Annotated in this window: 9 protein-coding genes; 2 read left to right on the plus strand and 7 right to left on the minus strand. The window is 62.1% G+C overall.

All coding sequences use genetic code 11. The features are described 5' to 3' along the window. The 3 genes from ACFPN2_RS26985 to ACFPN2_RS26995 form a co-directional block, all read right to left on the minus strand. Window positions 1-1,452 carry an FG-GAP repeat protein gene (locus tag ACFPN2_RS26985; RefSeq protein ID WP_380602428.1) on the minus strand — a complete coding sequence of 484 codons (1,452 nt, stop codon included), beginning with the start codon at window positions 1,450-1,452 and terminating at the stop codon, window positions 1-3. 91 nt (window positions 1,453-1,543) lie between these two features. Beyond that, complete coding sequence (locus tag ACFPN2_RS26990) at window positions 1,544-2,431, minus strand: hypothetical protein (protein ID WP_380602430.1); 888 nt, start codon at window positions 2,429-2,431, stop codon at window positions 1,544-1,546. A 189-nt stretch (window positions 2,432-2,620) separates the two neighbouring features. After that, the gene (locus tag ACFPN2_RS26995) at window positions 2,621-4,282 is read right to left on the minus strand and encodes a M28 family peptidase (protein ID WP_380602432.1); all 1,662 of its coding nucleotides are present in this window, start codon (window positions 4,280-4,282) and stop codon (window positions 2,621-2,623) included. A gap of 141 nt (window positions 4,283-4,423) precedes the next feature. Here ACFPN2_RS26995 and ACFPN2_RS27000 point away from each other — a divergent pair, with 141 nt between their 5' ends. Further along, window positions 4,424-6,553, plus strand: coding sequence for a TonB-dependent siderophore receptor (locus ACFPN2_RS27000; protein ID WP_380602434.1), 2,130 nt, complete (start codon window positions 4,424-4,426; stop codon window positions 6,551-6,553). A 2-nt stretch (window positions 6,554-6,555) separates the two neighbouring features. On the opposite strand, the gene ACFPN2_RS27005 is transcribed toward ACFPN2_RS27000, so the two are convergent. Continuing rightward, the gene (locus ACFPN2_RS27005) at window positions 6,556-8,061 is read right to left on the minus strand and encodes a S10 family serine carboxypeptidase-like protein (RefSeq protein ID WP_380602436.1); all 1,506 of its coding nucleotides are present in this window, start codon (window positions 8,059-8,061) and stop codon (window positions 6,556-6,558) included. Between the two features lie 5 nt (window positions 8,062-8,066). Further along, window positions 8,067-10,118, minus strand: coding sequence for an amidohydrolase family protein (locus ACFPN2_RS27010; protein WP_380602438.1), 2,052 nt, complete (start codon window positions 10,116-10,118; stop codon window positions 8,067-8,069). A 242-nt stretch (window positions 10,119-10,360) separates the two neighbouring features. On the opposite strand from ACFPN2_RS27010, the gene ACFPN2_RS27015 reads away from it, so the two are divergent. Next, window positions 10,361-13,012, plus strand: coding sequence for a TonB-dependent receptor plug domain-containing protein (locus ACFPN2_RS27015; RefSeq protein WP_380602440.1), 2,652 nt, complete (start codon window positions 10,361-10,363; stop codon window positions 13,010-13,012). Here the strand turns inward: ACFPN2_RS27015 and selD are convergent. Then, window positions 13,009-14,064: a selenide, water dikinase SelD gene (gene selD, locus ACFPN2_RS27020; protein ID WP_380602442.1), complete on the minus strand. Its 1,056-nt coding sequence runs from the start codon at window positions 14,062-14,064 to the stop codon at window positions 13,009-13,011. The two genes, ACFPN2_RS27015 and selD, sit on opposite strands and share 4 nt — an antisense overlap. A gap of 5 nt (window positions 14,065-14,069) precedes the next feature. After that, window positions 14,070-15,467: an L-seryl-tRNA(Sec) selenium transferase gene (selA, locus tag ACFPN2_RS27025; RefSeq protein ID WP_380602444.1), complete on the minus strand. Its 1,398-nt coding sequence runs from the start codon at window positions 15,465-15,467 to the stop codon at window positions 14,070-14,072. Window positions 15,468-15,470 lie beyond the last annotated feature (3 nt).

Raw genomic sequence — 15,470 nt, forward strand, 5'->3', positions numbered from 1 at the left:
TTACTTTGGCTTGCGCTCATAATTGAACGCCGCGCCCCACGTGGTCGTCTCAGTGGCATACGTTCGTGCCCCGAGCGTGAAATAGCGACCGCTCCACGACAACGCCAGTGAGTTCGCAAAGCCAGTGGAGACAGGAACCGCGGCGGGCGATTCGAACACGGCGGTCTGCTGCCAACTATGCCGCTTCAGGTCGAACGCAACGACATAGGGGATTCCATAGGCGCCGTCGTCCTGGTCCGCGAAGGCGACCAGCGTCTTGCCATTCGCACTCAGCGTGACGCGAGTGCCGAACGAGCGGCGTTCCGGAAGATCGGGCTTGAGGACCGTGCCTGTGGGCAACCACTGGCCCACCGGTCGTCGGTACATTCGGATCACACCTGTCGAGCCATCCGAGGCAGCAGCGTATGGGGATCCAATTGCGAGCGACCGGCCGTCAGCGCTCAAGTCGAAACCTTCGGTCTGCCCTTCCGGTTCATAGGCGGTACCGCCGAAATGCGGCTCGCTCGCGGAGCCCTCCAGCTCGGCGGCGAGATTCCAGGTGCCGTCGTTATATTTGTGGAATAGATAAACGGTGTTGACCCTACCTGGCCAACCACCGACGTCGAAATCTTCGGTATCGGGATTCTGCTCGGCCGAGAGCACCCCCAACACCTTGCCATCGTCGCTGAGGCGCACGCCCCAACCGAACCAGTCGCTGCTGTGGGGCGCGGGCGCAGTCAAGGCGTCCTGTTCGGTCCAGGTGCCGGATTGTTTCGCGAATACATACACCGCCCCGGCGTCCGACTGCGTGACACCGTCAGCATCGATCGATTCATACGGCGCGCCGACGGCGACAACGTCACCCGCCGCGCTGATCTCGACAGTCCGCCCAAACGATGCCGCGTCCTGCGGGCGGCTGGCTCTCAGCATCGTCTCTTCAGTCCAGGCGCCATTGCGACGTTTATAAACAAACACCGAGCCCGGTCCGGCGTCCTGACTGGGCGCGTCGTAGCCTTCGTACTGAGCGCCCACTGCGAGCACGTTGCCGGACATGCTGAGCGCCACATCCGAACCGAAGAAGTCATAGCCCCGCGCCGCCGGTGGCTCGAGCTTGGTTTCCAGCGTCCAGCCGTTGCGCGCTCGTCGATAAACATAGACCGCGCCTGACCCATACCAGGGCCATTCGCTGCCGCCGTAATACCAGATATCGGAAACTGCCAGCGTACTGCCGTCGCCGCTCAATGCGACCTGGATGCCGTATTGCTGATTCTTCGACTGATTGGTCGGCTCGTGATACTCGTACTCGGACGTGAGAATCTTTGCGGCCGTGTTCCACGGTTGCTGGCGCAACGCGTTGTCGGCCTTATTCGTGGCCGGTACCGGCCTGCTGAGGGGCGACGCCGACGCCGCCCCTGTGACTATTGCCAAGGCAACGACACCCGCCAGGAAAACTCCTGAAATTCTCGCGCGCACGGTCCCCTCCCCCATGATCGACATTGTGGCGGGCGACGATGCACCCAGCCTTTGCAATGTTTGACCATGGTGGAGGGTTCCTTTGCCGACGCTAGCGATCGGTCAAGCGTTGAAACGCCACCGCCGGCACGTTCGGATTTTTGTATTGGGCCGACGTTTGATCGGACACATGGGTCACGCCCTGCACCTTGGCCCACGCCTGCGCTTCCGATCTGCTGTTCGCGATCACCAGCACGCGCCGATGGCCGAGATTGCCGAAAGGCTTGTTCACGTAGTTCACATGCCACGGCGACAGCGGCTTGGGATGTTCGATCACGACACCGTCGAGATAACGCTCGGCCGCCGTAAAGTTCATCGTGCCGGCTTCCCAAACATTGTTCGAGACGATGATGAAGTCCGGATTGATCGCGCGGCGTTTCGCATCCAGGCGCCGCACCAGATCCAGGTTGCCGTTGGCGAACGCGTTCTTCTCGGCCTGCGGCCACGAGTTCCACTCGGCCAGGCTGGCCCACGGCCGGACGCCGACCGCATCGAGGAACACGCCATCGACTTTCTTCTCGCGCATCAAGCGCTCGACGTAGCTCACGACCCAATCGGACCAGTCCGAGCCGGCGCGAATATCCGTCATGCGTGTATTCGGCCACGGGCTGCGCTGACCATACGTCGGGTACGGCCACAACGGCACCTGACCGATGTCATTCATGTAGAACTGAGTGTCGAGCGCACACACGAAATGATCCGGGCGAGCGACCGGATTGACATAGGCGAGCACTTCAGCGCCCTTCTGCCGCGCCTCCTGAAACGTCGGGTCGTTGCGGTTGCAACGTCCGGCGATGAGCATGCCCGTAGGCTTGCCGTAGAGAGGCACATTGGTGACGGTCTTGAAAGCGATTCCGAGAGGGTTGGCGGCGTCGGCGCTGCCTGCGACAAGAGACAGCGACAGCGATACCGCTGCAGCGAATGCATGCATCCGTAACATGGGTTGAATCCCCTAGCAGATTGTTGTTGAAGCCGCTGAGCCCGGGCGACGCAAACTCTTATCGGAAAGATGCGCGTGTCCGGTGAATCATTGGGCGTGCGCGGGGGAACTTATTAGCGACCGCCGACGTTGCGCAAACTGTCGCTGCGGTTCTACGCTGACTTCTTTCTACGAATAATTTTCAAACATTCAGCGCTGCGAACGGGACCGTTCGCGAATCGCGTGAAACTCAGAGTCCGAGCGCCACTGCGGCCAGCGACGTGAGTTGGCAAGATCGGCCGCGATCGTATGAAACAGCTCGACGTCCTGAGCGGCGCCGCGCAAATCCCAGCTCGCATCCCACGCATCGCAAGTCTGGTGATAACAGCGCATGTAGTCCGTCAGCCATTTCTCACCGGCCGCCCGACCGCCTTCGCGCAGATCGGGAGCACCGCTGAGCGCCATCAGCAACAGCACGGGCACGCCCTGCCTCGCCAGGGAGAAATGATCGGCGCGATAAAACAATCCGCGCTCCGGCAGCGTCTCCGGCGTAATGGTTCTATCTTGTTTCGCCGCTGCTCGCGCCAGGTCATCTTCGAGCTCGCTCTGCCCAGCGCCCACCAGCAACACATCGCGCGACAGCCCTGCGGTCTGCAGGACATCGAGCGTCAGGTTGGTCACGGTCTTCGGCAACGGATACACCGGATTCAACGCATAAGCTTGCGAACCGATGAGGCCGCGCTCCTCAGCCGTCCACGCAGCGAACACCATCGTGCGTTTCGGGCGAGGCGCGGCCTTGAAGACGCGTGCCAGCTCCAGCACGCCAGCGACCCCGAGCGCATCGTCATTCGCACCCGGCCGAACCTTGCGCCCCCGCGCATCCGGCGCGCCGAGACCATACGCATCCCAATGCGCCGACATCATCACAACTTCGTCGGAATGTTCACTACCGGTGATCTTCGCCAGCACGTTGTGACTGATGCTCTTAGTGGTCGTCACCGGCACGTCGGCGGTAAACGTTGCGCCTTTCAATTCCACCGGCTTGAAGTCCGCGCTGCGCGCCTTCCAGCGCAACTCGCCCAGATCCAGGCCGGCGCTACGAAACAACTCAGTCGCCGCCGCGCCCTCCAGCCATCCCTGCAATTTCACAGTGGGCGGCGCCTTGGAAGCATCCGGATACATCAGCGCGTAGTTCTCGCCGCCACCCGCGATGACCGTCGGCCAGCCGTAACCGGCGCCTTCGGTGTCGTGAATGATGAGCGCCGCGACCGCACCCCGCCTCGCGGCTTCCTCGTACTTGTAGGACCAGCGACCGTAGTAGGTCATGCGCCGCGAGCCGAATTTTCCTGCGACGGCCTCGCCCGGCTGCGCTGAGAAGTCCGGATCGTTAACCAGACACACCAGGACCTTGCCGTGCAGGTCGACGCCCTTGAAGTCGTCCCATTGACGCTCCGGCGCAGTGACGCCGTAGCCCACGAACACCAGCGGCGCACGGTCGATCGTTATTTTCTGTGAATCCTGAACCGTGTTGAGATAGATGGTTTTCGCCTGGCTCAGCGACTGTGCCTTGCCATCGATCGTCACCTGCAAAGCCCGCGGCGTTCCGACCTGAGTTCGCAGCAGCGGCACCTCCTGCGTCCAGGAGCCCTGGGTTCCGCCTGGCTCCAGACCCAGGCTACGAAACGCCTCGACCAGATAATTGACGGTCTTGGTCTCACCCGGCGTCCCCGGCGCACGCCCCTCGAACTCATCCGAGGCGAGCACACGAACAGCGTCCGACATGCGCTTTGCATCGACCGCGTCGGCGGAAGCACCACTGAACACGACGGTGCCGATCAGCGTCGCGAGACAAACCAGACGGGTCTTCATCATTTGCATGTTAGTCGAGAATCGCTATCATTGCGCCGCTGCCCAAGTTATCACATAGGGCACGCCGCCAGCCCCTGCGACCCGCCCCCGGGTCCGCATATCGCCAGCCAGTCGCTGCACGATCAATCAACAAGAGCTGGCTCCATGAATAAAATTCGCTCCGCCGTCCCGGCGTGCACGTTTGCGCTCGCCGCCCTGCCCTTCGTCGCGATGTCACAGGAAGCGTCGCAGGAACAGACGATGTCCAAGATCAAGGTGCAGGCTGCGGAAGCTGTCGATGCCTCGACCGAAGGCACGGGCTACGCCGCCTCCGCCACCACACTGGGCAAGGACACACGCTCGGTGCGAGAGCTGCCTCACTCGGTCACCATCATTACGCGCGAACAACTCACCGATCAAAACATCAACACGGTCGAGGCGGCGCTGAAGAACGTCACCGGCGTCACCATCCAACGCTACGACGCCACCGGCACCTACACGCAATTCATGGCCCGCGGCTACGCTGCCGATACCTATCAGCTCGACGGGCTGACCGTGCAGACCGACACCAACGGCATCTACTTCGATCTCGCAGCTTACGATCGCGTCGAGGTGCAACGTGGCGCCGCCGGCCTGTTCAGCGGCGCGGGTGAGCCGGGTGTCACAGTAAACATGGCGCGCAAACGCGCCTGGTCGGAGTTCCGACTCGATGGCGGACTGACGGCCGGCTCCTGGAACGATCGTCGGCTCGACCTCGATCTCAACAGCCCATTGAATGACGACGGCTCGGTGCGTGGCCGCGTCGTCGCCGTCGTGCAGAACTTCGACACCTTCATGGACGGCATCGACGACAACAAGAAACGTTTGATCTACGGCACGCTGGAAACCGACCTCGGCGAGCAGACCACGGTGTCGCTGGGCGTGACCTGGCAAAACGTCGACACTGTGTTGTCGCGCGGCCTGCCCACCTTCGCGAACGCACAGCTCATCGACATGCCGCGCTCGACGATGCCGGTGATGGACTGGAACTATCAGGAGCTGGACTCAAGGAGCGCCTTCGTCGAGCTGGAACATCGCGGCGACGACGACGCGCTGCTCAAAGTGGCCCTGCGCCATCTGCAGCGTAAGAACGAAGCCGCTTATCTCGACCCGTCCATTCCCTCCGCGAACGGCACGATGAACGCGTTGTCCGTGTCGGCGTTCGAACGCGACGACGCCGACAGCACCTTCGATGTTTACTACAGCAAGCCGCTGACCTGGGGCGGTCAGACTCACAACCTGCTCATCGGCGCCGACTATCGCCGCTCGAAGAACGAAACGGACTATGCCCCGTACAGCGCACTCATCAACGGCTCGATCAACCTGTTCGACGTCGATCGTCGCGCCATTCCCAAGCCGAACTTCGACTTGAGCGCGAATGTCACGGACACCGAAGTCACGTCCTACGGCACCTACGCGCAACTGCGCTACAAAGTCGCGTCGGCGTGGACGCTGATCGGTGGCGGGCGCTTGAGCTGGTGGGAATCCGAGACCGTGACCAACGCCGTGCCGAGCGGCTACGACGCAGACGGGGAATTCACACCGTATGTCGCCGCCATCGTGGATGTCACTCCATCCATCGCCGTGTACACCAGCTACAACGAGATCTTCAAACCGCAGAATGCTCGCACGGTCTCCGGAGATCAGATCGAGCCGCGCACCGGTCGCCAGGTCGAGCTGGGCGTGAAAGGCGAAGCCGCCGAAGGTCAGCTGCTGTACACGGCAGCGATCTATCGACTCATCGATGAGAATCGCGCCATTGCCGATCCCGCCAACCTCACCTTCTCCATCCCGTCCGGTAAAGCCCGGGCGCAAGGATTCGAAATCGATACTCGCGGCGAAATCACTCCGCAATGGTCGGTCAGCGGCGGCTACGCGTACACCGAAACCAAATATCTACGCAGCACGCCGGCACAGCAGGGCCAGCCGATCAACTCCTTCACTCCGAAGCACAGCGGCAACTTGTGGATTCATCACACCCTGAGTGAAAACATCGTGCAGGGCGTGGAGATCGGTTTCGGCTTGCGATCGGTCAGCGACTTTTACAACGGCACCGGCGCCCAGCTGGTGCGCGGACCGGGTTACACCGTGTTTCAGCTCGGCGCCAGCTATGACATCACACCGAAGTATCGATTGTCCTTCAACGTGGACAATCTGTTCGACAAGAGCTACTGGGAAAAAGTCAGCGGGCCCACTCGACAGAACTTCTTCGGTGAGCCACGCCGCATCTCGGTATCGCTGCGAGGATCGCTGTAACGCTACTGCCCAGCGTTGCCCTGAATGGGCGGCGCTGCGATGAACGCACGCACATCCGTCGCCAGTCGCGCGATGTTGTCGGGATCGACGGCCATGCGATGGCCATTGATATAACAGCGCGTCGTCAAGTGACGCGCGCTGTCCGCGTCGATTGCACGCACCGAAGCCTCATTGCCGAAGCACGTGTTCATCGAATCGAACAGGCCGGCACCGACGAATACTTTGAGCGCGGGATTCATGGCAATCGAGCGAAGAATCCAGGGCTCGCCCACGGAAGGACCGAGCCCGTCATTGAGCGGGGACGGCGCCACTTTGTTGTCCTTGCCGGTGTCATAGAGCCAGCGACTGCCCAGGTCTTTGACCTCTGGCCCGATTTGCGACGAATAGCCCTGCTCCACGCCCGCATAGGCCAGCTCGCTCGGATAGCGCAGCACTTCGCGAACGTAACGAGCGATGCGCGCCCGCACTTCCGGCGGATCGAGCTGCGATGACGTGCGCCGCATATCCATGATGTCCAGCTTGGGGCCCTGCGGCAGCAGATTCTCCCGATACGTGGGTTGCGAGAACGCCAGCACCTTGCGATCGATCTTATCGACCGGGAAGCCGGTGTAACGCGACAGCTCCTGCGCAATCGTGTCACGCTCGGTTTTGCTCAGATCTTTGAGACGTCGCAGCGCCGGCAAATAGGTGTCTCGCGCCCACGTGTTCGCCTTCGCAGTCACTTCGTCGATGTCGCGCCCGATCGAGGGATCGAGGCGGTTGTGATAGAGCGCCGTGGCCGCTTGAGCCGGGACGCGATAAGCGGCCTTCTCTTGCGCGGAGAGCAAATCCTGTCCGAGCAGAATGCCACCGGAAATGAGCAGCGAGCCGGTGACGTGACGGCCAGCCTTCTCGAGCAGCTCGGTCACGATGCCGCTACGCCAGCTGCCGTAGCTCGCGCCACCGACATACACCGGCGCGTCGGTGTTCGCGTATATCGTGTACCACATGCGGATGAACTCGGCGAACGAGGCGGCATCGCCGCGCACCGAGTAGAACTCGTTCTCGAAATCCGCCTTGGTCACCCGGCTGAAGCCGGTGCCGATCGCATCGATGAACACCAGATCCGCCACCGGCAGCAAGCTCGCGGGATTGTCGCTCAACTCACTGCCACGCCACTGCTTCGGCCCGAAGTAGCCGAGATCCATCGGCACGCCCGGGCCACCCGGACCGCCGCCCCACAAGAACGCGACCGGCCGCGGCTTCGCGCCCGCCTCGGGTTTCAAGTCATAAGCGACATAGAACATCCACGCACGAATCTCGCCCGTACCGACATCGCGAATCGGCAACTTGCCGGCGCGTGCCCGATAGCTGACTTGTCGATCGCCAATGCGAGCTTGATGTTCCGTGACGACGACGGATTCCTGCTGCTCGACGAATGGACGCGGCAGCTCCGCCAGCGCCGGTGTGACATGCGAGCCCAGCAACAGCCACGGACCGACGACCCACGACAGCAATTTTGTTTTCATCAGAGTCAGTTCCTATCGACCTTGGGCGGCTCGACGAACGGCTGCACACCGAGCGCTTGATAAATCTCATTGGGAAAGTAAACGCGACCTTGCGCGACCGTCATCCGCACGGAATGAATGGCTTTGAGGTCCGCCGTCGGATCGCCAGGTACCAGGAAGAAATCCGCCGATTTTCCCGGCGCAATCGTGCCCCAGGCAGCCTCGCCGCCCAGATATCGAGCAGACTCCAACGTGACGCGAGTCAGTACCTGCGCGGGAGTCATGCCTGTTTCGGCGAGCAGTTCCAGTTCGCGTTGAATCACAAAGCCGTTGTTGTCATCGGAGCCCGCGAACACACGAATGCCTCGGGCATTCATCATGCGCACCAGCTCGATCATCTTCGCCGCGGCGTTGTTATATGCCGCGTCGTCCGCCGGCGTTTTGATCGGCATGATGGTGAAGCCCGGCAACACGGTGATCATGCGACCCGGCTTGAAGTCCTTGGGCAAATGGCTGTACCACCATCGATCCGCCGGCTCGACCTGACCGGTACGATTCATCACCAGGCGTCGCATGATGGCCAGCGTCGGCTCGAAGGCGATGTTCCTGGACTGCATCAGATCCAGCGTCTTCTGCACCGGCGCACTGTTCAGATCGAGATCGGCGAAGCGCGACATCGCGGTCAGTCTGATCGGCGTGCGCGTATCTTCGCCGGGCTTCAGCACCCAGCCGAGCATCAGCTGATTGGCATGAATGACTTCGTCGTAGCCCGCCTCGATCATTTCATCCGCAGTCGAGAAAGCCGGGATGTGACCCGCGACGCGCAGGCCATGCGCGTGAGCTTCGCGCGCCATCGCCGGGACCCACGCATGATTCACCGAGTTGTAGATCTTGATCTGCCAATAGCCGTGATCGGCGTACCACCGCACGGCCTTCAATGCATCGGCTTCGCTCTCGACCAGGAAGCCGCTGGACTTCAGTGAGAATGGGCTCGCGCCTTCTATCATTCCACTCGGAATGATGCGCGGACCGGGGATGAGGCCAGCGGCAACGTCGGCAAGATACTGCGCCATGGTCTCGTTGTTCGAGCCCATGTCACGCGCGGTCGTGACGCCCGCAGCCAGAGACAGCCACGCGCCCTCAGGACCGCCGAGGCTCACATGAAAATGCGTGTCGTGCAGACCGGGAATGAGTGTGCCGCCCGCACCATCGATCACAGTCTCGCCAGGCGTGGAGACTGACAACGGTTCGATGGCCGTGATCTTGTCGCCTGAGAAGATGACGGAGGACGGCGCACCGAGCTTGCCGGACACCGGATCGAAGATGCGCACGTTGCGAACGCGGACCGGAGTGTCGAAGACGTGCAGCAGTTTCTTCTGGAGCGCCAGATGCGCCGCTCGTTCCTTCGCTCGAACCTCGTCGCGCAAAGCCTTGGCTACACTTTCTTCGCCAGCGCGCACGACACGACCATCGCCGACCGCAACCAATTCGCCGCGCGCGTCGAGCCTGATTGTTTCTGTTCGCTGATCCGGCCCGCTCAAAAGATAAACCGCGACGGCCTTGCCCGCGACAGTCTCGTCCCGCTGCTTTTCGAGCTTCAGCGTTCCCGTCGGCAGCGACGCGAGCGTCATGCCCGATTGCTTCAGCAGCGCACGCGCATAAACACCGAGCGCCCATGGACTGGCATCGGCAGGCGCGAAGATCGCGGGTGCCGAGAGTTTGCGACCGTCGGTGGTCGAACCCACCGTCCACTCCGCCTTGCCGGCCTTGGATTCGAACGTCGTGACACCGACGCCGGACGATGCGCCGGTCGTTCCACCGAGGTCGGTCTTGGTTTCGATGCGCCAGGTTTTGGGCAGGCCGGCGGCGTCGAGCTCCAGCTGTTCGCGAGTCTCGGTGCCGCGACCGTTGTTCTTGGAGTCCCAGACGATTTCGAGGCCCGATCCCCGAGGCGTCACCTCGATATCGCCGGCCTTGCCGCCGTCGGCGTCGAGGATGACATAGCGCTCCGGCGCCGACCCCAGCGACACCCCGACCGGGGCCGCCACCGCAATCAATAAAGCCAGTAGAAGGCGCATAGGCACGCACGAATAAAGGTCATCCATGCATGGTGACGCGAGCCCCCGGGTTTTTCTATTCGAAAAAAACGGCTACCCCGCAGCCTCGCGCATGAACCTTGCGTGGCGACGATTGCGCCGGCCGGTTTGATTGCGGTCAGCGGCGGTTACGAATCATGAACTGATGCCGAACCGATATTTTTCCGCCCCTCGAGGTTGGCTACCTTGACGCCCCCAAATTTTCCCGGATCCAAGGTAGTTCCATGCGACGATTCACGCCTCTCTCCGCTGCGCTCACGGTCATTCTCGGCGGCGGGGTGAGCGGTGCAGCTTTCTCTCAGACCCAGACGACGGCGGCCGGCGACGAAACACTGGCCACCGTCGTCGTCACCGGCTCGAACATCAAGCGCAGCGGCAGCGACGCACCGAATCCAGTGCAGATCATCAGCCGCGAGGAACTGGAGACGTCGAGCAAAGTCACCGTGGCCGATGTGCTTCGCTCGGTGTCCGCCAACACCGGCAACGCCACCAACGAGACCACCAACAATGGCTGGGCCTCCGGCTCGGCCGGCATCGGCTTGCGTGGCTTGTCGCAGAAGAACACGCTCGTGTTGCTCAATGGCCGTCGACTTGCCAACTACGGTTTCCCCGCGAACGGCCTCTCCGACACGTTCGTAAATCTCAACGCTTTGCCGCTGGTCGCGGTCGAGCGCATCGATGTGCTGAAGGACGGGGCGTCCGCCGTGTACGGCTCCGATGCGGTCGCGGGCGTGGTCAACATCATCACTCGCGAGAACTATCGAGGCTTCGAGGCCGGCGGCAGCTTCAGCACCACCGATGAAGGCGGTCTCGACACCAAACGTGCGCGATTCCTCGGCGGAATCGGCGACAAGAACGCCGATGGTTACAACGTGCTCTTCAGCTTCGAGGCCTACGATCGGGAGCGCCTCGATCAAGACGAGCGCGATCTCACCAGGTCGGGTATCTACACCGATCTGCCCGGCGGTCGCTGGAACGGCTGGAGCGCCAAGGGCGCCCGCTTTCTGGTCAACGGTGTCTCAGTGCCGTTGCTCGATGCCCAAGGCAACTGCCCCGACGGCATGCAGTTGACCGCCAGCGCGCCCATCGACGGTCTGGCCGGCAACACCTGCGCGATCAACCTCGCGCCCTACACCACTTTGATTCCGTCCACCGAACGTTATCAGGGCTACATCAACGGCACGCTGCGACTCAACGACAACGTCGACGCGTTCGGCGAAGTGATCTACAGCCACATTCGCGGCGCTTCGATCTTCGGCTCGAGCCCGTACTTCACGCTGGAGGGTGGACGGTTCGCGTTGAACGCCGACACCGGGCTCGCCGAGCCCGTGGCCGCCGTGTTGCCCGCCAACAATCCTTACAATCCTTACGGGGTCAACACCTCGATCGAATATACATTCTTCGATCTGGGCCAATCGGTGAAGACCAATCGTTCCGACGCGTATCGAGTCGTCGCCGGCGTGCGAGGTCGAAGCGAACGTTGGGATTGGGAGGCTTCTGCTTTCTCGGCTCGTAGTAAAGAGGAAGAAACAGTGTCGGGCGGCTTCGCGAATCGCTGGGGCCTGGCCGCGGCGCTGGCCAACGGCACTTATAACTTGCACGATCCTTCCAGCACGCCGCCGTCCGTCATCGATTCGATCCGCTTGAGCACCGTGCGTCCGGCGGACTCACGTTTGAATGGCGCGGACTTCAAAATCACCGGCAACCTGTTGGAGCTGCCGGCGGGACCGGTCGGCTTCGCGGCCGGGCTCGAATGGCGCGAAGAGGAACTGGAGTCGCGCAATCCCTGGCAGATCGACGCCGGCCTGCAGATCCGTCCCGCGATCGCGGCGGTGGACGGCAAGCGTCATGTCACGGCGGCGTACGCCGAAGTGAATGTTCCCGTGTTCTCCACGCTGGAATTGCAGTTGGCGGGTCGCGGCGATCGCTACAGCGACTTCGGCAGCGCGTTCTCGCCGAAGGCCAGCTTGCGTTGGCAGCCTCTGGATGTGCTTGCCGTGCGGGGCGCGGCCTCACGTGGGTTCCGTGCGCCATCCCTATCGGAGAATTCGGCGAGCACCAATATTTCTTATGGCTCAGTGGTCGATCCATACGATCCGGACGTGCCCGGCTCGCGACAGAATCCGACGTTCTTCACGGTTGGCAACTCCAACCTCGATCCGGAGCGGACTCATAGCTACAACCTCGGCGTCGTGCTGACGCCGTGGCAGGGATCGAGCTTGAGCGTCGACTGGTATCGCATCGAGCTCGACAATCTGATCGGCACGGATAACACGACCACCATCGTGCAAAACAACCGTCCAGCCGATGTGGTGCGCGACGCTCGCGGCAAACTGGTCGCCGTGTACAACCGCTATCAGAATCTCAGCGAGCTGACCACGTCGGGCGTCGACGTGGAATTGCGGCAACGCTGGCGGACGCAGAACGTCGGCGAGTTCGGTGTCACTGCCGTGTACACCCACGTGCACGACTATCGCCGCCCGCAAACCACCGGCGGACCGCTGGTCGACTACGCCGGCACCAACCTGGGCGCGTCCTTTTCGCTGCCCGCCAACAAGGCGACGACCACGGTCGAATGGAACATCGCGGCCATCAGAACGGCGCTGACGTGGTATCACACCGGTGGCTACGATCAGAAGGCCAGCGCCGCGGCGACGGCTGTTCAGTCGCGCGTCGATGCTTACGAGCAATTCGATCTGTATGCGGGCTGGACGGCGGGATCCGACAACCTGACGGTGTACACCAAAGTCGAGAACTTGTTCGATGAGCAGCCGCCGTACGACGCTTCGTTTCCTGGCATCCGTGCACCGTACGACTTCACGCAGTACGACCTGCGCGGCCGGACATTCCTGATCGGGCTGGACTACCGGCTTTAACCAAGGATCAAGGTCGGCTTGGCGCTCTTCGCAGCGACCGAGCCGATCTTCGCGGCGTGCTCGAAACCATGGCGCCGAAACACGCCGAGCACTTCATCCACCGCGGACGGCGAGCACGACACCAGCAGACCGCCGCTGGTTTGTGGATCGCTGAGCAGTGCTTTGTCTTCCGTTGCAAAGGTCGGCGGTAGAACCACCTCCGCGCCATAGCCCGACCAATTGCGGCCCGACGCTCCCGTGACAAAACCTTGCTTCGCCAGTTCACGCACGCCGTTCAGTAAAGGCACTGTCGACCACTCAATCTGCACGTCACATCGCGCACCCCGCGCCAACTCCAGCGTGTGACCGGCGAGCCCAAAGCCGGTGACATCGGTCAGTGCGTGCACTCCAGGCAGCGCCGCGAGATCGGGACCCGGAGTATTCAACTGAGTCGTGGTCGCCAGCATCTGCTCGTAGCCTTGCGCATCCAATGCTCCCTTCTTGAGCGCAGCGGATAACACGCCGACACCGAGCGGCTTGCCCAACACCAGGACATCGCCGGGCTGAGCATCGGCGTTTCGTTTGATGCGATCGGGGTGAGCGAGCCCCAGCGCCACCAATCCATAGATCGGCTCGACGGAATCGATGCTGTGCCCGCCCGCGATTGGAACGCCGGCCGCCCGGCACACCGAAGCTCCTCCTTCGAGAATTCTCCCGATGGTGGCCGGCGACAGCACATTGATCGGCATGCCCACGATGGCCAGTGCCAGGATGGGTCGTCCGCCCATCGCATAAACATCGCTGATCGCGTTGGTCGCGGCGATGCGGCCGAAGTCGTGCGGATCGTCGACGATGGGCATGAAGAAATCCGTGGTCGCGATCAACGCCTGCTCATCGTTGAGCCGATAGACCGCGGCGTCGTCGGATGTTTCTATGCCGACCATCAGCTCCGGCGGAATGGGCAGCGCGGACGTGCCTTTGAGAATTTGCGACAGCAGGCCCGGTGCGATCTTGCAGCCACAGCCGCCGCCGTGAGACAGAGAACTGAGGCGGGGTTCAGCGGATGGATTCATGAGGATCACTTCGTGACAAGCTGACTGAGTTGCGCGAGAAAGCCCGGCTCATCTTCCAGACAGCGTAGATCGAGCACCAACGCATCATCTGCGATTCGTCCGATCACAGGCGTCGGCAGCTTGCGTAGTGCGGCGGACAGGCGCTGTAACGCCGTGCCGACTTTGGCGCTCGTGGGACGACACGTCAGCGCCATGCTCGGAATGATCTCGACGGGCAACGAGCCGCTGCCGACCTGGCTGGCAACGGGCGTCACCGTTACTTGCCATTGCGTTCCCAGCGCGGCGGCAAGGTGCGGCAGCAGCCGATTCGCGAGCGCTTCGATATCTGCTACCGGCCGCGTCAACAAACGTAGCGTCGGCAACTCCTGCACCAACAGATCGGGCGTGCGATACGCAAGTAACGTTCCTTCGAGTGCGGCCAGCACCGGCTTCGACACGCGCAGAGCGCGCTTCAACGGATGACGCTTGATCTTGTCGATCAATGCCTTCTTGCCCACGATCAAACCGGCCTGCGGACCGCCGAGTAACTTGTCGCCACTGAATGTAACGACATCGGCGCCACTCGCGATTGTCTCACGCACCACCGGCTCCTTCGGCAGACCATACGCAGTCAGATCGATCAGACTGCCGGCCCCCAGGTCGATGATGAACGGCAACTGGTGCTCGTGCGCGATGCGAGCGACCTCGGGCTCCGCGACATCAGCAACGAATCCGCTGATCTTGTAGTTGCTGGTGTGTACCTTCATGAGCGCGGCAGTTTTCGGACCGATGGCTTTCTGATAGTCGGCGGCGTGGGTTCGATTGGTGGTGCCCACCTCGATCAATCGAGTATTGGCACTGCGCATGACATCGGGAATCCGGAACGCTCCGCCGATCTCCACCAACTCGCCCCGCGACACTATGACCTCGCGCCTCTGCGCCAGCGTCGCGAGCACGAGCAATACCGCCGCCGCATTGTTGTTTACTACCGTCGCCGCTTCGGCGCCGGTCAACTCGATCAGAATGTCTTCGACCAGGCTGTCACGCTCGCCGCGACCGCCGCTGTCGAGATCGAATTCGAGATTGCAGGCTTCGCGCATCGCCATGGCGGCATGCTCGATCGCTCGCGACGAGAGCTGTGTGCGCCCGAGATTCGTGTGGAGCACGGTGCCCGTCAGATTGAACACTCGGCGCAGTCGCGGTGTCGAGCGTGCCCTCAAGCGATCTTCGATTTGTTGCGACAACTCCTTGTCACTTGGCGACAGATATTCCGGCTGGCTCATACGTGCGCGATAATCGTCGAGCACCGCTCGGATCGCATCGATCACTGCGCCGCGGCCGTAGCTCTCGCACAGGCGGGCCACGGCTTCGAACCGCACGATGCGATCGACAGACGGGAAAGGACTGGTCGGCTGAGTGGCCATAGA

It is taken from the genome of Steroidobacter flavus (assembly GCF_042651805.1).
Taxonomy (GTDB): Bacteria; Pseudomonadota; Gammaproteobacteria; order Steroidobacterales; family Steroidobacteraceae; genus Steroidobacter; species Steroidobacter flavus.